This is a genomic window from Asticcacaulis solisilvae (assembly GCF_017875235.1).
Taxonomy (GTDB): domain Bacteria; phylum Pseudomonadota; class Alphaproteobacteria; order Caulobacterales; family Caulobacteraceae; genus Asticcacaulis; species Asticcacaulis solisilvae_A.
On the sequence record NZ_JAGGMI010000002.1, the window covers coordinates 84612 to 107704 of the forward strand.

21 protein-coding genes are annotated in these 23093 nt (G+C 62.6%); 7 read left to right on the top strand and 14 right to left on the bottom strand.

The genetic code is table 11. The annotated features are described in order from the left end of the window. The first annotated feature begins 268 nt into the window (after window positions 1-268). Entirely contained in the window at window positions 269-1291 is a 1023-nt protein-coding gene (locus J2X24_RS03475; RefSeq protein WP_209716722.1) for a TerC family protein, read from the top strand. Window positions 1292-1450: 159 nt separating this feature from the next. Here the strand turns inward: J2X24_RS03475 and J2X24_RS03480 are convergent, their stop codons facing one another. After that, window positions 1451-1684, bottom strand: coding sequence for a hypothetical protein (locus tag J2X24_RS03480; protein WP_209716726.1), 234 nt, complete (start codon window positions 1682-1684; stop codon window positions 1451-1453). 274 nt (window positions 1685-1958) lie between these two features. Between J2X24_RS03480 and aspS the strand changes: the two genes are divergently transcribed. Then, complete coding sequence (gene aspS / locus J2X24_RS03485) at window positions 1959-3737, top strand: aspartate--tRNA ligase (protein WP_209716729.1); 1779 nt, start codon at window positions 1959-1961, stop codon at window positions 3735-3737. A 246-nt stretch (window positions 3738-3983) separates the two neighbouring features. Further along, window positions 3984-5516 carry a family 43 glycosylhydrolase gene (locus J2X24_RS03490; RefSeq protein ID WP_209716732.1) on the top strand — a complete coding sequence of 511 codons (1533 nt, stop codon included), beginning with the start codon at window positions 3984-3986 and terminating at the stop codon, window positions 5514-5516. 55 nt (window positions 5517-5571) lie between these two features. On the opposite strand, the gene J2X24_RS03495 is transcribed toward J2X24_RS03490, so the two are convergent. Next, window positions 5572-6066, bottom strand: a complete 495-nt coding sequence (locus J2X24_RS03495; RefSeq protein ID WP_209716735.1) for a pentapeptide repeat-containing protein — start codon at window positions 6064-6066, stop codon at window positions 5572-5574. A gap of 288 nt (window positions 6067-6354) precedes the next feature. After that, the gene (locus J2X24_RS03500; RefSeq protein WP_209716738.1) at window positions 6355-9102 is read right to left on the bottom strand and encodes a TSCPD domain-containing protein; all 2748 of its coding nucleotides are present in this window, start codon (window positions 9100-9102) and stop codon (window positions 6355-6357) included. Window positions 9103-9339: 237 nt separating this feature from the next. Here J2X24_RS03500 and J2X24_RS03505 point away from each other — a divergent pair, with 237 nt between their 5' ends. After that, the gene (locus tag J2X24_RS03505) at window positions 9340-9735 is read left to right on the top strand and encodes an NADH:ubiquinone oxidoreductase subunit NDUFA12 (protein WP_209716741.1); all 396 of its coding nucleotides are present in this window, start codon (window positions 9340-9342) and stop codon (window positions 9733-9735) included. A gap of 1 nt (window position 9736) precedes the next feature. Beyond that, entirely contained in the window at window positions 9737-10570 is an 834-nt protein-coding gene (locus J2X24_RS03510) for a DUF2155 domain-containing protein (RefSeq protein ID WP_245344429.1), read from the top strand. 207 nt (window positions 10571-10777) lie between these two features. Here the strand turns inward: J2X24_RS03510 and aat are convergent, their stop codons facing one another. The 5 genes from aat to aroQ form a co-directional block, all read right to left on the bottom strand. Next, a complete protein-coding gene (gene aat, locus J2X24_RS03515) occupies window positions 10778-11425 on the bottom strand; it encodes a leucyl/phenylalanyl-tRNA--protein transferase (protein ID WP_209716744.1) in 648 nt (215 codons plus the stop codon). 75 nt (window positions 11426-11500) lie between these two features. After that, complete coding sequence (locus tag J2X24_RS03520; RefSeq protein ID WP_209716747.1) at window positions 11501-12181, bottom strand: exopolysaccharide biosynthesis protein; 681 nt, start codon at window positions 12179-12181, stop codon at window positions 11501-11503. A gap of 148 nt (window positions 12182-12329) precedes the next feature. After that, entirely contained in the window at window positions 12330-13685 is a 1356-nt protein-coding gene (gene accC / locus J2X24_RS03525) for an acetyl-CoA carboxylase biotin carboxylase subunit (RefSeq protein ID WP_209716750.1), read from the bottom strand. A gap of 7 nt (window positions 13686-13692) precedes the next feature. After that, entirely contained in the window at window positions 13693-14190 is a 498-nt protein-coding gene (gene accB / locus J2X24_RS03530; protein ID WP_209716753.1) for an acetyl-CoA carboxylase biotin carboxyl carrier protein, read from the bottom strand. Between the two features lie 42 nt (window positions 14191-14232). After that, complete coding sequence (gene aroQ / locus J2X24_RS03535; protein ID WP_209716757.1) at window positions 14233-14676, bottom strand: type II 3-dehydroquinate dehydratase; 444 nt, start codon at window positions 14674-14676, stop codon at window positions 14233-14235. Between the two features lie 108 nt (window positions 14677-14784). Here aroQ and thiS point away from each other — a divergent pair, with 108 nt between their 5' ends. Together thiS and J2X24_RS03545 are read left to right on the top strand one after the other, a co-directional pair. Continuing rightward, entirely contained in the window at window positions 14785-14985 is a 201-nt protein-coding gene (thiS, locus tag J2X24_RS03540) for a sulfur carrier protein ThiS (protein ID WP_209716760.1), read from the top strand. 240 nt (window positions 14986-15225) lie between these two features. Beyond that, on the top strand, window positions 15226-16026 hold the full coding sequence (locus tag J2X24_RS03545) for a thiazole synthase (protein WP_245344430.1): 801 nt from the start codon (window positions 15226-15228) through the stop codon (window positions 16024-16026). 6 nt (window positions 16027-16032) lie between these two features. Here the strand turns inward: J2X24_RS03545 and J2X24_RS03550 are convergent, their stop codons facing one another. The 6 genes from J2X24_RS03550 to J2X24_RS03575 form a co-directional block, all read right to left on the bottom strand. Continuing rightward, the gene (locus tag J2X24_RS03550) at window positions 16033-16407 is read right to left on the bottom strand and encodes a response regulator (protein ID WP_245344431.1); all 375 of its coding nucleotides are present in this window, start codon (window positions 16405-16407) and stop codon (window positions 16033-16035) included. A 159-nt stretch (window positions 16408-16566) separates the two neighbouring features. Continuing rightward, entirely contained in the window at window positions 16567-17040 is a 474-nt protein-coding gene (locus J2X24_RS03555; protein WP_209716767.1) for a hypothetical protein, read from the bottom strand. 89 nt (window positions 17041-17129) lie between these two features. Continuing rightward, complete coding sequence (locus tag J2X24_RS03560; protein WP_209716769.1) at window positions 17130-17498, bottom strand: hypothetical protein; 369 nt, start codon at window positions 17496-17498, stop codon at window positions 17130-17132. Window positions 17499-17628: 130 nt separating this feature from the next. Then, window positions 17629-18432 carry a DsbA family protein gene (locus J2X24_RS03565; RefSeq protein WP_209716771.1) on the bottom strand — a complete coding sequence of 268 codons (804 nt, stop codon included), beginning with the start codon at window positions 18430-18432 and terminating at the stop codon, window positions 17629-17631. 20 nt (window positions 18433-18452) lie between these two features. Further along, window positions 18453-19853, bottom strand: a complete 1401-nt coding sequence (locus tag J2X24_RS03570; RefSeq protein WP_209716773.1) for a M48 family metalloprotease — start codon at window positions 19851-19853, stop codon at window positions 18453-18455. A 212-nt stretch (window positions 19854-20065) separates the two neighbouring features. Further along, complete coding sequence (locus J2X24_RS03575) at window positions 20066-22825, bottom strand: Rne/Rng family ribonuclease (RefSeq protein WP_209716775.1); 2760 nt, start codon at window positions 22823-22825, stop codon at window positions 20066-20068. Window positions 22826-23093 lie beyond the last annotated feature (268 nt).

Consider the following 23093-nt stretch of genomic DNA (forward strand, 5'->3'; position numbering starts at 1 on the left):
ATTTTGCTCCGGAAATCTTCGGGCCTCGTAGGGCAGCGCCACTTTTACCAACTAAGCCGGGCTTTCGCGTTGACAGCCGAATGCGCTTGCTGGTTAACTCTGCCTGCCCTCGGGGAGTAGCCGGAACCGCGTGCCAGGTTCCAGAGGTGTCGTCAGCACGGATCGGACAGCCTCCGGTCCCGGCACCATGACCGCGAAAGTTCTGCGCGGTGCGGCGAGACCAGGGACGGACACTTCCGTCACCATGTTTATTTGAGGGATCCTCGCCATGCTCTCCGTCGGTACGCCGTTACTGTGGTCGCTGTTCGGCGGCTTCGTCGTCGTCGCGCTCATCCTCGATTTCTTCGCCATGAACAAGCAGGGGGCCCATAAGGTCTCGATCGGCGAAGCCCTGCTGTGGACCCTGGTCTGGGTCGCGGCCTCCTTTGCCTTCGTCGCATTCCTGTGGTGGCAGCTGGGCGGGCTTGGGCCCGATCCGGCGGCACAGGCGCTGGCCAAGACCAAGGCCATCGAATTCGTCACCGGCTACCTTGTCGAAAAGGCGCTGGCGGTCGACAACATCTTCGTCTTTTTGATGCTGTTCACCTATTTCGCGGTGCCGCCCGAATTCCAGAAGCGCGCCCTGATGATCGGCATCCTCGCCGCCCTGGTATTGCGCGGCGCGCTTATCCTGGTCGGCGCCTGGCTGATCTCCGAGTTTCACTGGGTACTCTATGTCTTCGGCGCCTTTCTGGTTTTCACCGGCCTCAAGATGTGGCTGGCTGCCGGCAAGGAGGCCGAACTCGACGACAATCCGGCGCTGAAATGGGTGCGCCGCAGCTTCAAGATCTCGCCCAGCTACGATGGCGAGAAGTTCTTCACGCGATTTAACGGCAAGTCGATGGCGACGCCGCTGCTGGTCGTCGTGCTGTTGATCGGCATTGTCGACGTCGTCTTCGCCGTCGATTCGATCCCGGCCATCTTCGCCATCACGACCGATCCATTCATCGTCCTGACCTCGAACGTCTTCGCGATCCTCGGTCTGCGCGCCATGTACTTCCTGCTGGCCGGCGTCCATGAAAAGTTCCACCTGCTGCCTTACGGCCTGTCGCTGGTTCTGGTGCTGATCGGCGCCAAGATGCTGATGATCGATTTTTACAAGATTCCGGTCGAATGGTCGCTGGGCGCCACGGGCATCATTCTGGTCATCACCATGATCCTGTCGCTGCTGATCAAGCCGAAGTCGAGCACACCCAGAGGCGCCTTCCCCTTTGAAGGCAAGGATCCCGAAAAGACTCCGGATCAACATTGATTGATCGCCGTGCCTAAAACGCGAGCCGCCGGACTGCCCCCCTCGGACAGTCCGGCGCGCCACCCGGAAGACCTCCAGGCGATGATGACGAACGCGAGCGGTGTGGTCATGATCACACCCTCCCTCCAACACGTCCGGCGCCTTCGCCCTTCCGCCCTGTCAGGCTTGCCAGTCCTTCGGGAAGGCTGGCCCATCGTCGGTCAACCAGGCGGTCGCCGCGATCATGGTGAATACGATTTTTTCCGGTCCGACGTTCCGGCTCATGACCTTGAGCGCCGCCAGAGTGTCGGCGACCTGCGCCTGTTTCTCCGGCGTCGCCAGCATGTCCCAGGCGACCTCCAGGTCCTTCCAGCGCACCTTGATGTGCGTGTCGTCGAGGTTTACCGCATCCATACCGCGAGTTGTAGCGCAGGCTGGGCGCCGCACCATCCGCCGCGTCAGCCGTCATCCGTCGCGGCGGAGGTCCTTAAGGTGGCGGACCGTACTGCGTTTTGAAAGAAACGCAGTACGGTCCAGCTTGTTAGTGGTCGCATGCTTGTCCGAAAAACCGGTTTCCACTTTTTCGGAGCATGCTCTAAAACACGGAAACCATATCGCTTTCCGTCTTGACAACGCGGGCGCAACATGTGCCCTTCGCCGCCTGATTTTCCATGGGCTGGATTGATACATGCACATCTACCGTTCACATACCTGCGGCGCCCTGAGGGCCTCCGACGCGGGCCAGGCCGTCCGCCTTTCGGGCTGGATTCATCGCAAGCGCGACCACGGCGGCCTGCTGTTTATCGACCTTCGCGACCACTACGGCCTGACCCAGCTGGTGTTCAATCCGTCGTCGCCCGGTTTCGCAAAAGTCGAGCGCCTGCGCGCCGAAAGCGTCATCCGGATCGACGGTACGGTCGTCGCGCGCGACGCCGAGGTCGTTAATGCCAACCTGCCGACCGGCGCGATCGAAGTCGTCGTCAATGATGTAGAGATACTGTCCGAGTCGGCCGAACTGCCGCTGCCGGTCTTCGGCGAGCCCGACTACCCGGAAGAGCTGCGCCTCAAGAACCGCTTCCTCGACCTGCGCCGCGAGACCCTGCACAAGAACATCGTCCTGCGTTCCAAGGTCATCCAGTCGATCCGCAACCGCATGGTCGACCAGGGCTTCCTCGAATACCAGACCCCGATCCTGACAGCCTCGTCGCCGGAAGGCGCGCGCGACTTCCTGGTGCCGTCACGTCTGCACCCGGGCAAGTTCTACGCCCTGCCGCAGGCGCCGCAGCAGTTCAAGCAACTGTTGATGGTTTCCGGTTTCGACCGCTATTTCCAGATCGCGCCGTGCTTCCGCGACGAAGACCTGCGCGCCGACCGCTCGCTCGAATTCTATCAGCTCGACGTCGAGATGAGCTTCGTGACGCAGGAAGACGTCTTCGCGGCCATCGAGCCCTTGATGCACGGACTGTTCACCGAGTTCGGCGAAGGCAAGCGCGTGTCCTCCTATCCGTTCGTGCGCATTCCCTACAAGGAATCGATCGCCAAGTATGGGTCGGACAAGCCGGACCTGCGCAACCCGATCGAGATGCAGGACGTGTCCGATCACTTCCGCGGCGGCGGCTTCGGCCTGTTCGCGCGTATCCTTGAGACGCCTTCCAACGCTGTCTGGGCCATTCCGGCGCCAAAGGGCGGTTCGCGCGCCTTCTGCGACCGCATGAATTCGTGGGCGCAGGGCGAAGGCCAGCCGGGCCTGGGTTACATCTTCTGGTCGGAAGACCAGGGCGCATGGGGCGGCCCGATCGCCAAGAACCTCGGCGCCGACGCCACGACCGCACTGATGAGCTCGCTGGGTCTGGGGCAGGGCGATGCCGCCTTCTTTGCCGCCGGCGACCCGAAGGTTTTCTACAAGTTCGCAGGCTCGGCGCGCACCAAGGTCGGCACCGACCTGAACCTGGTCGATGAAGACCAGTTCAAATTCTGCTGGATCGTCGACTTCCCGATGTTCGAATGGAACGAGGACGAAAAGAAGGTCGACTTCTCGCACAACCCGTTCTCGATGCCGCAGGGCGAGATGGACGCGCTGTTGACCAAGGATCCGCTTGAGATTCTGGCCTATCAGTACGACATCGTCTGTAACGGCTATGAGCTGTGTTCGGGCGCGATCCGGAACCACAAGCAGGAGATCATGCTGAAGGCGTTCGAGATCGCCGGCTATGGCCAGGACGTGGTCGAGGCGCAGTTCGGCGGCATGCTTAATGCGTTCAAGTACGGCGCGCCGCCGCACGGTGGCCTGGCGCCGGGCATTGACCGCATCGTCATGCTGCTGGCCGGCCAGACGGCGATCCGCGAAGTCATTGCCTTCCCGCTGAACCAGCAGGGCCAGGACGTGATGATGAGCGCACCGTCGGGCGTGCAGGAGAAGCAGTTGAAGGAACTGCATATCCGGACGGCTTTGCCGATCAAGGTGTAATCTGCTCAGACGAATTATGGGGCGTGGGGCCAAAGAGCGTCTTGGGACCCACAAACCTTATTGATACCAACGAAAAAGCCTGGCCCTTCGGGGCCGGGCTTTTTCATTGGTTTTAGAAAGACTTGGTGCCTCAGGCCCCAAACCCCATAACGCGCCCGAGAAGATCCCCTTGACAGATAATTTGTCTGACTATATCAATTTGTCGGACAAATAAGGCGCAAAGCCGATAGAGCAGGGAGTAGTGTTATGAAAAAGGGAACACGGCAGGCGTTGGCCGCCGTACTGTGTCTCGTCGCCTCCACGGTCGTGATCAGCGCCTGTGGAGGCGGCGGCGGTGGCGGAGGAAGCTCCGGCGGAGGAGGCGGCGCATCGTCCTCATCCGCGGGTCCGGAGGCCGGCACCGTGGCCGTCGTCGATGATACTGTCACGCTGAAGATAAAAAATGCCAGCAGCGGCCAGTATCTGACGATCGCGGGCGCCAGCCAGACCGCCGGCGCGAAACTGGCGCACGGCGCCGACGGCTCAGGCCGCGAACTGCTGTGGCACGCCATCACCATGGACAGCAGCCAGTATGTGCTGGAAAACATGCTGACGCACCAGGTCGCGGGCATCAAGGACGCCTCGACCGCCGCCAATGCCGAAGCCGTGCAATGGGCCGACAACGGCACGAACGACCATTTGTGGACGCTGTATAGACTGACAAATGGCAACTACCTGATCCGCAATGCCCGCTCGAACCTCTACCTGCAAACCGACGGAACAAACGTCACCCAAGGCGCCCGCGCCACATCGGGCAATGCCCAGGAATGGCAGCTGACGGCCGGCTCGGCCGTCTATCCGGCGCCGAAGGCCGTGTCCGGCGCGGGCGTCGATGTCCACGACCCCAACCTGATCCGCGACAGCGCCGGCACCTACTGGCTCTTCGGCACCCACAATACCCTGGCCAGTTCGGCCGACCTGACCACCTTCACCAAGGTCGCGACGGGATCGTTCGCCACCGACTTCAGCTGGTGGGCGTCAAAGAACACGACCGGCGGCGGAGGGCGCACCGATCTTTGGGCTCCAAGCGTCATGTTCGCCAACGGCAAGTACTACCACTACTATTCGATCCCGATCTATGGCACGCCGGGCGTCGCCGGCACAAATATGGGCGCCGAAGCCGTCATCGCGCTGGCGACCGGCCCGACCCCGACCGGTCCGTGGACCGACGCCGGCGAAATCATCGCAAGTTGCGGCACACGGCCGGGCTGCACGACAAAGTACAACGCCATCGACCCGGCGCCGTTCGTCGACGATACCGGCAAGTGGTGGATGATCTTCGGCTCGTGGGAAGACGGCATGCACATCCTTGAGCTCGATCCGGTTACGGGCCTGCGCAAGGGTACGGCCTTCCATGACATCGCCAAGCGCCCAGGCGGCGTCGAAGGTCCGTTCATCTTCCCCTACACGGTCAACGGCACGAAATATTACTACTACTTTGCTTCGGCCAATCCGTGCTGCAACCCGAACAGCCGCTATCGCGTCCTGGTCGGGCGCGCGACGTCGCCGACGGGGCCGTACTTCGATCGCGGCGGGCTGAACCTGCTGGACGGCGGCGGCACGATCCTGTTGAGCGCCCATGGCAATATCAAGGGCCCGGGCGGCCAGAGCGTCATCGACGCGGCGGGTCAGCCCATGCTGGTCTACCACTATTATGATGGCGCTTCGAACGGCGCGCCGAAGCTGGGCCTGAACAAACTGGCCTTCGATAGCGACGGATGGCCTTACATCGCACCCTAAAGATAAAAGCCCGCCTGATCGCTCAGGCGGGCTTTTTACGCGGCGGTTACTGGAATTAACGCAGGGTGCAGACCGGGATGCGCAGGCCGCGCGGAAGTTCGGTCGCTTCGTCACCGCACGTCTGGTCGAGCTGGCGCTGGGTCAGGCCGGTGGCCGAACGCATCTCGGCGCCCGAGAAGTTGACGCCGTCCAGGATCGCGCCCTTGAAATTGGCACCTTCGAGGTAGGCGCCGACGAAGGTGGCATTGGTCAGGTTGGCGCCGGCGAAGCTGACGCGGCCGAAGAGCGAGGCGGTGCCATCCAGGTCGCGCAGGTCGCCGCCGGCGAAGGTCGAGCCGTTGAACACGCCCATGGACAGGTCGGCCTGGCGCAAACGGGCGCCGGCAAAGTTCTTATTGCGCAGTTCGCGGCCGTTGAAGTCGGCCTGGAACAGGTTGCACTTCGGGCAGCTGGCGCCGGACTGGGCGCGGCTGATCTGGCCGGCGTTCTGCGCATAGGCGGGCGCTGACAGGGCGGCAAGGGCCAGGATGGCGAGAACGATACGTTTCATAAGGGAACACCTTCGCTGTTTGGCGGAAGGCAGAGCAAGATAGGTGCCGTGAGCGCTTTACGGCCACCAAGAGGCCCCCACCACCACGCCGCTCCACGGCGCGGTCCCCCTCCCAAAATCTACTGGATTTGGGGAGGCAGGAACGTAAGTTACATAAATCGCATGGCACTAAAGTAGGTATCGCTGCAGCATCTACCTCCCCAAATCCAATAGATTTGGGGAGGGGGACCGCACGAGTGAGCCATCGGCAGATGGCGAATGAGATGTGGTGGTGGGGGCCTTACCGGCTCATCCGTTCTCCACGTCTTCCTCGACCGATTCACGAAGGTCCGCTTCCGCGGCAGCCTTGCGCCCGAACGGCACAACAACCAGATTGCCAGTCGCCGTCCCACGCGCAAAACCCTTTGAAATCAACTGCGAAGCGGGCAGTGCCTCATCCGGCGGATTATCCCCGGCACCTAACCCATCTGCATTCAGCGCATCCGGATCGGCATTGGCGAGGTCCTCGCGGTCAAGATATGAAATCGCCAGCTCGCGGAAGATATAGTCCAGGATCGAGGTCGCCGAGCGCACCCGGTCATTGCCGGTCACCGGCCCGGCCGGCTCGAACCGCGTAAACACGTAAGCATCGACGAACTCTTCCAGCGGCACGCCGTATTGCAGACCGATCGAAATCGCGATGGCGAAATTGTTCATCAAAGACCGGAAGGCCGCGCCTTCCTTATGCATGTCGATGAATATCTCACCCAATGCCCCGTCGCCATATTCGCCGGTGTGGATATAGACCTTGTGGCCGCCGACGGCCGCCTTCTGGATATAGCCCTTGCGGCGGTCGGGCAGCTTGTGGCGCGTGCGATCGCGTTCGATGATCTTTTCGACGACGCGCGGCGAAGCGGCCTTTTCGACCGCAGGCGCACGTTTTGGCGCTTCTTCCATTTCCGGGATATCGAGCGCGAAATCCTCCGGCGCATCGGCGCGCGCCACCGACAGGCTGCGCAGCTGGATGCCGGCGGCCAGCGAATAGACCTTCATGGCGTCCGTCACGCCCTGGTCCCACTGGAGCTCGACCGGAGCCGTGGACGGCGAATCGACCAGGACATCCAGTCTTTGCCGCAGGGTCAGGCGTGCCTTGATCGACAAAGGCGCCAGCAGCGCCCAGGCCATGTCATCGACGGCCTTCAGCCCGTCAAGCTCGCGTGTACCAAAGAGGTAGGCGTCGGCCTCATTGATCTCCTCCGCGGTAAAGCCCATGGTCTTGAGCAGGTCGAAGCCCGGATCGGCAAGGTCCGCTTCGCTCAAACCCCAGATATCACGGACGAAATTGGCGTCGAGATGGTTGAGCGAAACGACATCGCGCAAGCAGGTGCTTTCGGCCAGAGCCTCATGCAGACGGCCGGTCTCGAAGTCGCTCAACCCCTTGGCCTTCAGGCTCAAATCATTGATATGCGGGGCGTCGGCCAGGTTGCGATGACCCAGTCGCGCATCGCGCACCAGGGTCGTATCAACCCCGATGACCTTGATGCCCGACAGGACGCAGGCCTTCAGCACCGGCAGCATCAGGCCATCGTCGCTTTCCATGAAGGTGGCGATATCGCCGACCTGCTGGTCGCCCAATCCAACACCCAACCGCAGCGACAGCTCGGCATCGGCATAGAGCGCCGTCACCTGGGCATTGCGCAGACCGGTCTTCTTGGCCAGCTTCAGGCCCTGTTGCAGCAGGTCGAGCGCGCGGCCCTTGAAGGCCGACACGCCGTTCAACGCCGTTACCTGATAGAGCTGGCGGCTCAGGCGGTCGATCTGCTCGGCCTTGCCGGCGGTAAAGCCATCGAAGGCGCCGATGCGCACGGCCAATGCGGCCGAGGCGTTGACGGCGGCCGCTTCGAACAGGGCGAACAGGTGGCCGGCAAAATCCAGCCCTTCCGGCCCGCGCAGCGACAGGCCTTGCGTCATCGCCGCTTCGGCCAGGCCGCCGATCGTCAGGGCCAGGGGCCGTTCCGAAGCACGGCGCTGGGCATCCGCGGAAGAGGCGGCGTAAGAAATAGACGCTTCGATATCAAGCGCGTGCACCCACAGGTTCACGCAGTCGATAAAGGCGTCTTCGCTGAAAACGCCGTCGATCAGGAAGCGCTCGACCTGGATGGCGGCCTTGGGCGCGACGTTCTGGGCCTCGACGGCTTCGGCGTCCGACGGCGAAAAGACGAGGTGGACGCCCGAGGCCTCCAGCGCCGTTTCGGCCAGCAGGACGGCCGACGGATCACCGGCGCTGACCAGGTCGCGCTGGGCGATGACGGCGTGGTGGCGGACGGCTCGCGGACCAGAAGCCTCACCCACTTGCCAAGGCGCGCCGCCGGAGTGGCTGAGCAGGATCTGACGCGCGATCAGCCCGTCATTGGCGCCTAAACGCCTTGCCTTGGCGCAGGCGCGGGCGAGGGCAGTGTTATGCTTGGGACTGGCGCGGTGCTCGCCTTCGGCGCGCTGGACGGCGCTATGGATCTCCTGCAGCGCCTCGGCCAGCCGCGTCTGATTGGCGTCGCGCAAAGTCTGGGCGCGCGTATCGAGCAGCAGGCGATTCAGCGTCTGGCGGCCGACATGATCGTCGAGATAGAGCGGAGCGGTTTCAGCTGCGCGCGCCACGACATCGCCGGCGGTCGGATGGACGCGATGCCCGGACGCCAGCGCCACGGCCGGCGCAGCTAGGCCCGACAGCAATGTCGCTTCGATGGCTTCAGCGAAATCGGCCGCCTGGTCCGGGTCACTGAAATGGCCCAGCCGCAGCCCCCATTGTGCCAGACGATGCGCGTAATCGGCGGTCGCCCCGCCAAAAGCATCGCTGTCGGCGTCACCGGCGCGCGCCCAGGTGCCGGACGGCAGATCGTGCGCAAGTGATTCGGCCCAGTCGAGCCAGGCTTCGGCCTGCGCGGACGTCAGGCTGCGCGGACAGATGACCTCGATAAAGGCCTCAGACCGTTCAATAACCCGCGATTCCAGGTCGCCGACCGTGCTCAGGCGGCTAAGGGCAGGGGTTAAAAAGGCCATGACAACCTCCCGGGGGTTCACGCAATTGGACCAAGCTATCGCCATCCACGCGAAGCTTCAATAAATCTGGTGGGAAAATGCAAAGTCGTCCACAATATATTGATGTCGAACCATTCCGCCTCAGGCGAAATTATTTCCATGTGCGGCATAGGCGCGCCTTTACCTTGCGCGGCCGGCTTATTATAACTGCCTTTGACGTGTACGGGACGCCGGTTCCGGTTTGAGAGGGTTTTGATCTTGCTCGACAAGGTTTTTCTGTGGTGGAGCGGCGCGACGCTGGGCACCTTGTTCACCATCGGCAAGCGTGGCCGCCTGGTCGGCAGCGACGAGTTCGGCAACAAGTACTACGAAGACCGTACGGCCAAGAATTCGTACGACGCCGGCCGTAAGCGCCGTTGGGTGATCTACAAGGGCTATGCCGACGCCTCGAAGATCCCGCCCGACTGGCACGGCTGGATGCACTATATCTACGACACACCGCCGTCGGAGCAGCCCCTGCCACGCAAGGCCTGGGAACTGCCGCACATGCCGAACATGAGCGGCACGCCGCTGGCGCGCTTCCCGACCGGCTCGCTGAATGCCGAGGGCGAGCGCCAGGCGTCGACCGGTGATTACGAGGCATGGAAACCGTAGCATGAGCAAGGGACTGCCGCACATGTCGCGCTCGCGCCTGGCAGCATTCCTGCTGGCCGGGGCGGCGCTGTGTGCGGTTGTCCCCGTGATCGCGCAGGTCGCCCCGCCGTCGCGTGGTGACCGTGACCGCGACCGTCCCAACTATGTCGATAATGCCGATTACGACCGTCAGCCCTATTATGTCGACGGCGTCGAATACAAACCCTATGTGCCGGAAAAGAAGCCGTCGCGCCCTTCCGCCAGGCCCGCCGCCGAGCAGGTAAAGGCCGCGCCCCAGTCTCAGGGCAGCCAGGACCCTGCCTATGTCAGCCCGGCGCCGCAAACCGAACTGCGGCCGTTCAATCCGTCGTCGGCTTCGGCCCAGGCTTCATCGGCCGCGCCGCGCCAGCACGCCCAGTCGTCGTCTTCGTCAACCAGCGTTCCCTCTTACGCCCGCGCCAAGCGCCCGCGCTACGGCGTGGCGATTATCGAGGCGCTCGACAAGATCTCGTCGGAAAGCGTGCGCTTCGAGGCGCCGATCGGGCAGCCCGTGCGCTACAAGGGCCTGATCTATACGATCAAGGCGTGCGAGACCTCAGCCGATGACGAGCCCATGGCCGATGTCATCGCCTATATGCAGGTCCGGACCAATCCGGTGACGGCGGCGAACAACACGCAGACCGTACGCTCCAAGGAAATCTTCCGCGGCTGGACCTATGCCTCAACGCCCAGCCTCAACCCGCTGGAACACCCGATCTACGACGCCTGGGTGATTGCCTGCCGCAAGCCCTTGGCCGCACCCGTCGCTGTGGCGGCTCCGGCCCCGGCGGCACCTGCTGCGGCTCCGAAGTCGTAGGTCTGCGTTCGCGGCCTCGGACGCAAGAGTCTCCACAGATTACACAGATTGCACAGATGATTCGCGTTTTGGGACGTCGCCCTGCGCAATCATCATCGGATGACGACGGCGCAAGGCGCCGTCATTTCCGGCAACCAATGGGCAATTCAAGCGCCACCTGCTCAGGCATAATCTGTGCAATCTGTGTAATCTGTGGACACCCTTCTCTTAACAACCGGACAGCAGCTTCATAATCTCGCGCCCGGGTGTCGCGCCGGGCAAGGCGTAGAAATCGGCCTTCTCATCGACGGCATTGGCCAATAGTTTCAGATACTCGGTCTTCGGCAACTCAACTACGCCGAACTGACGCAGATGGTCGGTCTGGAACTGGCAATCCAATAACGTAAACCCGCCCGCGCGCAGCCTTCCCACCAGATGCACCAAAGCAATTTTAGACGCGTCGGTGGCGCGCGACACCATGCTTTCGCCGAAGAAGGCGCCGCCGATCGCCACACCATAAAGCCCCCCGACCAGTTCATTGTCGCGCCAGACCTCGACGCTGTGCGCCAACCCCCGGCCGAACAAGGCCTGGTACAGCGCCTGGATCGAATGCGAAATCCAGGTCGACGGCCGGTCATCTGCGCTTTCGGCACACAGCTCGATGATCTGCTGGAAGGCCGTGTCGATACGCACGACATAGTCGTCCTTGCGCACCGTCCGCGCCAGCCGTGACGGGATGTGAAAGCCGTCGAGCGGCAGAACGCCCCTCAGCGGCGGATCGACCAGGAACAGGTATTCGTCGTCGCGCCGGTCCGACATCGGGAACACGCCGGTGCGATAGCAGTTGATCAGGTCGTCGAGGGTAAAGCTTGGCAAGGCTTGGTCGCAGCAGAGAAAGAGACGCGATCTAGCCTGATTTCCCACAAAATTTCCAAGTGGAAATCGAAGCTATCAAAAGGAAAGTTCGGGAATCTGAATCCCCAGCGACAGCCAGATTTCGTAGAGCAGGCCGACATAGCGCTCATACATCCGCACGACGACCTCGATGGCGTACTTGCCGAACATATACACAAAGACAAGAGTGCCGGCCGCTACCGCCATCGCCGCCAGCATGAAGATACCGTCGCGCTGCAAAACGCCAAGGCCGGTCAAGGCGACAGCGATACCGGGCAGGAAATTGGCGCCCGGCATGGGCAGCAGAAGGACCAGCGCCATGACAAGCGTCTGGAGGCCGGCATAGAACATGCCGGGCCGGCTGGTCAGGGCCGTCAGACGCGGCCTGGCGAGATACTCCAGCTTATGCAGCAGCTTGCCGCAGGCACGCAGGGCCTTGCGCAGGTCGTTACCCTTGAACGACCAGCGCTTGACGAACCCCGGCATCCACAGCGTCTTGTTGCCGAAGATCATCTGGAACGACGGCCCAAGCAGCAACAGGCCGAACAGGGTCGAAATGCCCGGAATGTTCGGGACGCACATGGGCAGGGACAGGATGAGCAGGATGAGCCCCAGGCCCCGGCCTTCGAGATGCTTCAGCAGGGTGCCGACCGTGATGCGGTCGCCATCCAGCGACGTCGCCAGGTCATCGACCAGCTGCGACGCCGCCTTGCCGGAGCCTTTCGCCTTGCGCGCCATTCCCTATCCCTGTCCCTGTTTCCTGACCGCAGCCCCACGGTCTGCGTTAACACTATCACGCGGCAGCAGGGGATCAATGCATCGGAAGACAAGAAAAAAGCCCTGCGGTTCACACAGGGCTTTTATAATTTTACAGGCGCGTCGTTGATCAGTGCGCTTCCTGCGATTTGATCCACTTTTCCAGCCAGTGGATGTTGTAATCGCCGGTCTGGATGTCTTTCTCACCCAGCAGGTCGAGGAACAGCGGGATCGTCGTGTCAATGCCGGTGACGACCGTCTCGCCCAGGGCGCGCTTGAGGCGGGCCAGGGCTTCGGGCCGGTCGCGGCCGTGGACGATCAGCTTGCCGATCAGACTGTCGTAGTAGGGCGGGATCGAATAGCCGTTATACATGGCCGAATCGAGACGCACCCCTAAGCCGCCCGGGGCATGGAAGTCCGTGACCGTGCCGGGCGACGGCACGAAAGTACGCGCGTTTTCAGCATTGATTCGCACTTCGATCGAATGGGTGCGGATGTCGATATCCGACTGCTTGAACGACAGCGGATGGCCTTCGGCGATGCGGATCTGTTCGCGCACCAGGTCGATATCGGTGACGTATTCGGTGACCGGGTGTTCAACCTGAAGACGGGTGTTCATTTCGATAAAGAAGAACTCGCCGTCCTCATAGAGGAACTCGATAGTACCGACGCCGAGATAGCCGATCTTCTTGATGGCGTCGACGCAGGTCATGCCGATCTTGTCGCGCGCCGCCTTGTCGATGACGGGTGAGGGCGCTTCTTCCAGCACCTTCTGGTGGCGGCGCTGCAAGGAACAGTCGCGTTCGCCCAGGTGGCAGACATTGCCGTGGCTGTCGGCGATCACCTGGATTTCGATATGGCGCGGCTTCTGGAGATAGCGCTCCATATAGACCGTACCGTCGCCGAAGGCCGCGGCGGCCTCGGTCTGGGCGCTCATGACCGCTTCGGCCAAGGCGTCCTTGTCCTTGGCGACCTTCATGCCGCGTCCGCCGCCGCCGGCCGCCGCCTTGATCAGGACGGGGAATCCGATGGTTTCGGCCGCCGCCATGGCTTCCTCGACCGAGGAGACGCCACCGTCGGAGCCCGGGACCACGGGGATGCCCGAATCCTTGGCCGTCTGCTTGGCGCTGATCTTGTCGCCCATGACGCGGATGTGCTCGGCCTTGGGGCCGATGAAGGTCATGCCGTGGGCGCCGACGATCTCGGCGAAGCGGGCATTTTCCGACAAAAAGCCGTAACCCGGGTGGATCGCCTGGGCGCCGGTGATTTCAGCGGCCGCGATGATCGACGGGATGTTGAGGTAGGACTTGGACGCCGCCGGCGGCCCGATGCAAACGCTTTCGTCGGCTAGGTGGACGTGCATGGCCGACGCGTCGGCTTCACTATGCACGGCGACGGTGGCGATGCCCATTTCCTTGGCGGCGCGGATGACGCGCAGCGCGATCTCGCCGCGATTGGCGATGAGGATCTTGTCGAAGGTTTTCATCTGACGCTTACTCGAAAACGACGAGGGCTTCGCCGAATTCGACCGGCTGGGCGTCGCTGACGAGAATCTGGGCCACCGTGCCTTCGCGCGGCGACGGGATCGGGTTCATGGTCTTCATGGCTTCGACGATCAGTAGCGTCTGGCCCTGCTTGATCTTGTCGCCGACCTTGATGAAGGCAGGCGCGCCGGGCTGCGGCGACAGGTAAACCGTGCCGACCATGGGCGACTTGATGGCGTCCTTGGGGGCGCCGGCCGGTGCGGCTGCCGTTTCAGGAGTCGCAGCGGGCACGGCCTGTGGGGCGGCAGCGGCGGGTGCGGGTGCAGGGCTTTGCGGCGCCGCGACGTAGGACACGGCCGGGGCGGCGGTCAGTTGACGCGCGACGCGGATTTTCAGCTCGCCTTGTTCGACCTCGATTTCCGACAGATCGGTTTCCTTGAGGATGTCGGCCAGCTTGCGCACCAGCTTCGGATCGATCGGATCGGCTGGGGTTTTGGAAGTCGTCATGTAATAACCTTGTATGCCGTCTTTTCCCGGGAAAAGACTGAGTTAGGCCTTATTTGTCATGGACTGGGCGGCTTGAATCGCCAGTTCATAACCAAACACGCCGAAACCCGCAATAATGCCTTTGGCCGCCAGTGACACATAAGAGTGATGGCGGAAAGGCTCGCGGGTCTGAGGGTTGGACAGGTGGCACTCGATGACCGGTATGCTGAGGGCTTTCAGCGCATCGAGGAGCGCCACGGAGGTGTGGCCGTAACCCGCCGGATTGATGATCAGCGCGCAAGCTTTCTCGCGTGCTTCGTGAATCCAGTCGATCAGTTCGCCCTCATGATTGCTCTGGCGGAAGACGAGATCATAGCCGGTGCCCTCAAGGCGGGTACGGCAGGTCGATTCGATGTCCTTGAGGGTGGTGTAGCCATAAATTTCCGGTTCACGGACCCCAAGCAGGTTGAGGTTGGGGCCGTTGAGGACATATATGGTCTGAGTCATCGGGCTCACGGGCGGGTTGACGAAGCGGCACTTGTATCAACGGGGACGTTTCGCCACAAGTCGAACTATTCCGCAATCCCGCCGCTTTAGGAAAAATATGGTTCCCAAATGGTAAATATCGTGCTGAACGGCGAGGAAAAACAGGTTGCCGCGGGGACGGTCACCGCTTTAATCGACGAAATCGGCCTGGATGGCCGCAAGGTGGCGGTCGAGCGGAATTTGGAGATCGTGCCCAAATCACAGTACCTGGGGACGGCTTTGAGCGACGGCGACCGGATCGAAATCGTCCATTTTGTGGGAGGCGGATAGTTGCTTTCTTTCCCTTCCTTACTCGTTTCGCAAGATCGAATGGAAAATTGGACACTATTCGCCCTCCCCATTTATGGGGAGGGGGACCGCCGATAGGCGGTGGGCGGGGCTTCTTGTAGAAATTCCGAACACCGAACATGTAACATTGTATGTTGGCCCCGCCCACCATCCTTCGGATGGTCCCCCCTCCCCATAAATGGGAGGGCGAAGTGGTCAGGCTTTATCTAGGATATGATTGATATGCCCGATACCATCGCTCAAGAGCTCAACACCGCCGAAACCTGGACCGTCGCTGGCCGGACCTTCACGTCGCGCCTGATCGTCGGCACGGGCAAGTACAAGGACTACGCCCAGAACGCCGCGGCCGCGCGCGCTTCGGGCGCCGAAATCGTTACGGTCGCCGTGCGCCGAGTCAACCTGACCGATCCGAACCAGCCGATGCTGATGGACTTCGTCAAGCCCGACGAATTCACCTACCTGCCCAACACCGCCGGCTGCTTTACCGGCGAAGACGCCGTCCGCACTCTGCGCCTGGCGCGCGAAGCCGGCGGCTGGGACCTGGTCAAGCTCGAAGTCCTGTCGGACCCCAAGACGCTTTATCCCGACATGGAAGAAACGCTGCGCTCGCTGAAGCTGCTGGTGAAGGACGGCTTTAGCGTCATGGTCTACTGTTCGGACGACCCGGTCTATGCCCGCAAGCTGGAAGAGGCGGGGGCCGCCGCCATCATGCCTTTGGCCGCGCCGATCGGTTCGGGCCTGGGCATCCAGAACCCGGTGACGCTGCGCATCATTATCGAAAACGCCAAGGTGCCGGTTCTCGTCGATGCCGGGGTCGGCACGGCCTCCGAAGCCGCCGAAGCCATGGAACTGGGTTGCGATGCTGTCCTGATGAATACCGCGATTGCCGAAGCCAAGGACCCAATTCGCATGGCGCGCGCCATGAAGCACGCGGTCATCGCCGGCCGCGAAGCCTATCTGGCCGGACGGATGCCGCGCAAGCTCTACGCCGATCCGTCGTCGCCGTTGGCCGGGCTGATCTGACGGGACCTATTTGAAGGCCGGCTTCCGCCCCAGCAGGGCCAGCATGTCCTCGAGCACGGCAAGATCGACGGGCTTGACCAGATGCAGGTCAAAGCCGGCCTCGGCCGTGCGGCGGCGCATTTCCGAATCGCCCCAACCGGTCTGCGCGATGATCTTGATGCCGGAATGACGCGGATCGGCGCGAAGGGCGCGTGCGACTTGCAGCCCGTTGAGACCCGGCATGCCGAGATCGAGCAGGATGACGTCCGGCTGAAACCGCTCGACCGCCTCAAGCGCACACCGTCCGTCGTGACATACCTCCACCGTATAGCCGTGCGATTCAACCGCCCAGGCCAAAGTCATGGCCGACGGCACATTGTCGTCGACGACAAGGATACGCAACGGGTCATCCTGAGATGAGGACGAAGGCACGAACACGCGTTCCGCAATAAGCGCAGAGGAATAGGACATAGACAGCATTTCAGTTTTGGGGATACCGGCGGACGGCGGTATCCATGACTGTAACGCATTCAAAATAAAGAAGCTGTGTGGAGCACCGTCTTACGACGACTTTGTAAGGGGAGACTTGGTCATCGGCGCCTTCTTGACGCCGGACTTACGCGCCGCCCGTCGCGCCTTTGTCACGGCTATCGTGCCGATCAGCAACGCCAGCAGCACACCCCACGCCGCGATAGTCTGAACAACCAGCAACGCCGTGACGCCGACGCCGATATTCAGCAACACGATGATATCGATGGCCACACTGACGATCTGCCCCAACAGTGCCCATTGCGGCCAAGGGTGCTGGGTGTTCCAGCAGGCAATATAGAAGCCGAGCAGGCAGATGACGTCGGCCACCAGCATATAGGCGGCGATGTGATCGCTTGAAACCAGGGAAAATCCCATGGTCAGGAGATAGCCTGACAGGTAGATAAACGCGCCGAATCGTTCGCGCCATGTCCCCGCGACAATCGCGTAGAGACACACCAAGGCGACGGCGCACGCGCCAAGTTGTGTCACCCATGACTGCAACATGCCCGTTCCCCGTTATTGCCCGACTCGTCGTCAGGGACGGATAGAACAGGGAAAGGGCATGTCTGACAAGGCTAAACCTCAACTCTCGGTCAAGTCGTCGCAAGAGGTGCGGCCAGCCGGCTGACCGACGTGTCGTCCTTGGGCTTGTCCCCGTCCTTTGGGCTGTCATCAAGCGGCATCATCGCCGCAGGAACACCGATATGCTTGCGAATGCGCGTAAGGCCCCGGTGCGCCTCGGCCATGTAGCCTTGCGCTTCATTCAGTGCCTGCATCGCCTTAAGGGTATTCTCGTTGACCTCGGTCGACCGCGCAGGGGACAGCTCCAGTGCGCGCCGTGAGGTGATATAGGTTTCCATCAGGTGCGCCGCTTCGCCAAGCGCCGTATCGATGGCTTCCTCGGCGGCGCGGATCTGGACCTGGACGGCCCGGGCAACATTGACCGTTTTCTCTATAGACATGATTTGTCCTCTCACTGACACATCGTCCGGAAAACGCTGGACGCGCGCCGAGATTAGGACAGCCAGAGATTGCAAATCGTGAAAAAGTAAACTTAAATCAATGTTTACTACGAATTTCTTAATTAAAGGATTAACCCGCCTTTAATCTCTGGCGTTCCGCTTCGACGGCCGCTTTCAGGTCATCCATCTTGGCGCCGTCGATGATCCGTGTGCCGACGATGAACATCGGCGTGCCGGTGATGTTAAGGTCCGAACCCAGCGTGATGACGCGGTCGATATGGTCATGGACCTCTTTTGACGACGCGGCCTCGCTGACCGCCTTGATGTCCAGTCCCGCGCGGGTCATCAGGGCCATCATGTCGGCCTCGCTCGTGACCTTGCCCTCCATCAGGGCGTAATGCATCGCCTCATACTGGCCGGTCTTCGCGGCGCCCAGCGCGAACGCCGCCAGGGGCCGCGAGTTCTGGTTGATGACCGGATATTCCTTGACGATGATCGCGACATCCTTGTTTTCCTCAAGGAAGGTCTTCAGCCTGGGCGCGGCGGCGCGGCAGTAGCCGCAATTGTAATCGAGGAATTCGACGACCTTTATCGGCGCGTTGGGATTGCCGAGGACGGGGTCGGATGCGTCCTTGTAGAGCGACGCCTGGTGCGTCTTGACGCCTTCGAGCGTCTTGGCCGACGCCTCGGCCAGTTGCTGCCTTTGCAGTTCCAGGCTGGCGTCCTTGAGCATGGACGGCTTGGCCATCAGGCCGGAGCGCACCTGGTAGGCCTGGAGTTGCGGCACGACATAGGGCGCCGCCGCCAGGATGACCGCCAGGACGGACAGGCCCAGCGTGATATTGGCCTGGGTGAAGACGCCGGCCAGCGGCGACGCGGAAGGTGCGGGAGCAGGCTTCGGCGCTTCGGGCGCCGGGGTGTTGTCTTCGGTCACTTGGCTATGTCTTTCAGTTCTTAATTACGCCGGCGGCGCTTGGTTTCGCCGTCGACCGGCGCCACGCCCATCTCATAGGATGCCGCCATGACGATGTCACGCGCCCGGCGGTATTCCGGCGAGGTTGCCTCCAGATATTTCTGCGACCACACCGCCGAGGTCCGCGCGCCCATATAGTCGCCGCCATAGAACTGCGCCTCGGCCTGGGCCAGCCGCGCCATGCCCGGCTGCTTCAGGCCGTCATAGGCCTGGGCCATCTGCTCCCAGGCAAAGCTGTTGTCCTCCTCGGCCTTCAGCGACTCCTGAAGATTGACCAGGGCCGCGTTCAGATTGTCCTTGTCGCCCAGGGCGATCTGGGTCTGGGCCAGGTTGAGGCGCAGAAGCGGCGCGTCCGGCATCAGGGCAACGGCCTTTTCGTGCGCCGGTTCGGCCAGGGCCGCCCGGCTGGTTTCGAAATAGATCTGGCCCTTCAGCTCCCACAGATAGGCGTTGCCGGGCTGTTCGGCGATCAGGCCATCCAGTTGCGTCAGCGCCTTGTCCCAGTCGCCGCGCTTATAGGTCGCGATGACGCGCGCATAGCGGGCCGGATATGAGGTATCGCTCTCCGGATACATGTTGAAGGTCTTGATCGGGTCATTCAGGAAGCCCGCAAGCTTGGCCTGAACGATCTTGAACTGGGCCACCGTCTCGGGCGGATCGACCGCATTGTAGTGCGGCTGCGCCTCGACCATGCGGCGCAGGCTCTGGATGCGTTCGCGCGACAGGGGGTGGGTAATGAAGAACTTGTACCGTTCAGCGTTCGAGAAGGTCTCGACATTGCGGAAGTTGTAGAAGAACTCGACCAGGCCCTTGCCCGACATGCCGGCGCGCTCCAGCGCCTTGGCGCCCGCGGCGTCGGCGGCCGATTCCTGGGTCTGCATGTAGCGAAGGGCATTCAGCGTACCGAAGGTCGTCGACGAGCCCATGAGCGCGGCGCCGGCGGACGGCGCCTTGGCCATCAAGGCGATGACACCTAAGCCAAGCGCGATCGCCGTCGGCATCTTGGCCGCCTGCATGATCTCGTCCGTGCGCATCATGTGGCCGCCGCTCAGGTGGCCGGCTTCGTGGGCGACGACGCCGAACAGCTCGTTGGGCGTTTTGGCCTCGAGGATCAGGCCGGTATTGAGACCCATGCGCAGGCCGGTGGTGGCAAAGGCGTTCAGTTCGTCGTCGGCGATCAAAAGGTACTGGACCTTGTCGGCGTCCAGGCCCGACGCGACCATGATCGGCCGGGTTTCTTTTTTCAGGAACAGCTCGACTTCCGTGTCACGGATGACACCCTGCGCCTGGGCATTGCCCGCCAGGGCGAAGGCCAGCAACGCCGCCGCCATGCAAACGCCGGTGCGCAACGCAGCACCAATCTTCGAAGGACCTCGGTTCATGGACGTAAATCCCGGCGCCGATACAGGATCAGCGCCCTTCTTATGTTTCATCGCGACTTCCCCAGCAGCTTATCGCTATCCGGCAAGCATGACAAATCTAAGGCGCTGAGCGGCAATAAAAAAGGGCTTCGGATGAAACCGAAGCCCTTTGTTTCACATTTGCTTGTCGCGATATTTATCCAAAACTGCTTCACGCTTTTTGGATATCGCTTCTACCGCTTCCACCAGCCGCGCTTCGGCTTTTCCGGCGGGGCGGCGCTCGAGATGTCGTTCGGATCGATGGCGGCGGGCGCGGGCTCCGCGACAACCGTTTCGAGTTCCTTGGCGACGGCCAGGGCCGGTTCCGGAGCGACGATGACTGGATCGAGCGCGGTCAGGTCGGTCTCCTGGGCGGCGACGATCGACGGCGTCTCGGCGGCCTTCTTGCGCGAACGGGTGGCGCGGGCAGGGCGGGCCACGACCGGTTCCGCCACGTCGGCGACAACGGTTTCGGTCGGTTCAACAGCCTCGGCGACCTCGGCCTTCTTGCGCGAGCGCTTCGGACGGGCGCGGACCTCGACCGGCGGCAGCTCGGCCTCAACCGCTTCCAAAGGCGCGGCCTCGGTCGCGACCGGTTCGGCGGGCGCCTCTTCGGTCGTCACGACATTGCGGCCCTTGCGCGGCGGACGGGCGCGCTTGGGCGCCGGCTGATTGCGCAGGTCGTCGGGCACCAGCGAGGTCGGCTGGGTGTTCTCCGCGCCCAAAGGCTGGTTCACGACCGGAGCGGTCGAGGTGCTGCCGATGGCGCCGGCCGCCGCGACACCCGCGACGTCACCCATGGGGGCGACGGCCGGACGCGCCGGACGCGCCGCCTGCTGTTGCTGCTGCTCTTCGAACGGATCGATCCAGACATAGGGCGCTTCCAGCGACGGCGTGCGGGCACGCACCCAGCCGTAGGGCTCGCGCGGACGGCTCTCGAAGCCGGCGCGGCGGCCACCCCTGCGGCCACGACGACGACGGCCACGGCCATTGCGGCGAAAATCGCCATCGTCCTCTTCGCCATCCTCGTCATCGCCGTCTTCGGCGGCGCTGTCCGCAGCCGCTTCAGCTTCACCTTCACCGCGCTCGCGGCCACCATCACGGCCACCCCGGCGGCGGCGGCGGCGCTTGCCGCGGCGGCCACCTTCGCCGTCGTCACGATCCTCACGGGTCTGGACGCGGGCCGAGGCCTCGTCGTCATCCGTGTCCTCGCGTTCGATAGCCTCTTCGTCCTCCTCGTCTTCCTCTTCATCCTCGACGTCGACGCTGAAGTCGAAGGCAACGGGTTCGGGGCGGACGGGCGGCGTAAAGTCGACCTCATCGGCGGTGACGGTGCGGATGATCTGCAGGTCGGTATGGCCGAGATCGGTATCGACCTCGATATTGACCTTCAGGCCCCATTCGGTGCGCAGCTTGGCGAGGTGCGCCTGCTTTTCGTTGAGGATGTAGAGCGCGACCGTCATCGGCAGCTTGACCGTGATGGCGCCGGCGCCGTTCTGCATCGCTTCCATGTCGATGCGGCGCATGGCCGAGAGGGCGGCGGAATCGACCGAACGGACACGGCCCATGCCTTCGCAGTGCGGGCAGGTGACGGTCGTGCCTTCCAGGAAGCCGGTGCGGCGGCGCTGGCGCGAGATTTCCATCAGGCCGAAGCCGGAAATCTTGCCCATCTGGATGCGGGCGCGGTCTTCCGCCAGCGCGTCCTTGAGCTTCTTTTCGACGGCCCGGTTGTTCTTGGGCTCGTCCATGTCGATGAAGTCGATGACGACCAGGCCGGCCAGGTCGCGCAGGCGCATCTGGCGCGCGGCCTCTTCGGCGGCCTCAAGATTGGTCTTGAGCGCCGTCGCCTCGATATTGCGTTCCTTGGTCGACTTGCCCGAGTTGACGTCGATGGCGACCAGGGCTTCGGTCTGGTTGATGACCAGGTAGCCGCCGGACTTCAAAGCCACGACGGGCGAGTAGATCTTGGAGATCATGTCCTCGACGCCATAGCGCGCGAACAGCGGCGAATTGGCGCGATAGGGCTGAATCTTCTTGGCCTGCGACGGCATGATCATGCGCATGAAGTCGCGGGCGGACTTGTAGCCTTCCTCGCCCTCGACCAGCACACCCGCGAAATCCTTGTCGAACATGTCGCGGATGGCGCGCTTGACGAGGTCTTCCTCCTCGTAGATCAGCGCCGGGGCGTTCGAGCGCAGGGTCGTCTCGCGGATGGTTTCCCAGACGCGCAGCAGGTAGTCGTAGTCGCGCTTGATCTCCTGCTTGGTGCGCTTGGCGCCGGCCGTGCGAACGATCAGGCCCATGCCGTGCGGCACGTCCAGCGACTGGACCATGGACTTGAGACGCTTGCGGTCGGCCGCATTGGTGATCTTGCGCGAAATGCCGCCGCCGCGCGCCGTGTTCGGCATCAGCACGCAGTAACGTCCGGCCAGCGACAGGTAGGTAGTCAGGGCCGCGCCCTTGTTGCCGCGCTCTTCCTTGACGACCTGGACCAGCAATATCTGGCGGCGCTTGATGACTTCCTGGATCTTGTAGCGGCGGATCAGGTGCTGGCGCAGGCGGCGCTCTTCGTCGGGCAGGTCGTCGCCTTCGTCCTCGTGATCCTCGTCCTCTGAGTCGTCGTCGTGGGCGTGACCATTATTGGCCTGCGCCTGGGCGGCCAGCTCGGCCATCAGCTTCTCGCGGTCGGCGACCGGGATCTGGTAGTAGTCGGGATGGATTTCGTTGAAGGCCAGGAAGCCGTGGCGATTACCGCCATACTCGACGAAGGCGGCCTGCAGCGACGGCTCGACGCGCGTGACCTTGGCCAGATAGATGTTGCCGCGAAGCTGTTTGCGGCTGAGGCTTTCGAAATCGAATTCTTCGACGCGGGGGTTACCGTTTTGCTGGCCGTTGAGCACGACGACACGGGTCTCTTCCGTGTGCGTCGCGTCGATTAACATGGTTTTTGACATTAAAGGGGTCTCCGGAGCGCCGGCACGCAGGCGCACGCAAGGCCGCGCTTTGGCGGCGTTGGGCGGTGGCGGGAGCGGGGCGCTGATAGGGGGTGTTGGGGCGCGCGCTGGGAGCGGCAACGTCATGTACGACGTTAGTGCTCACGGACATTCCAGTGCGGACGTGTAAGGCGCAGCCCATAAGATATTGTTCCAACTCGGATTTGCGCTCCATGTAAGGTGCGCAACTTATTCGGCGTCATGACGGTCCGGCGGCAGAAAGTGCAGA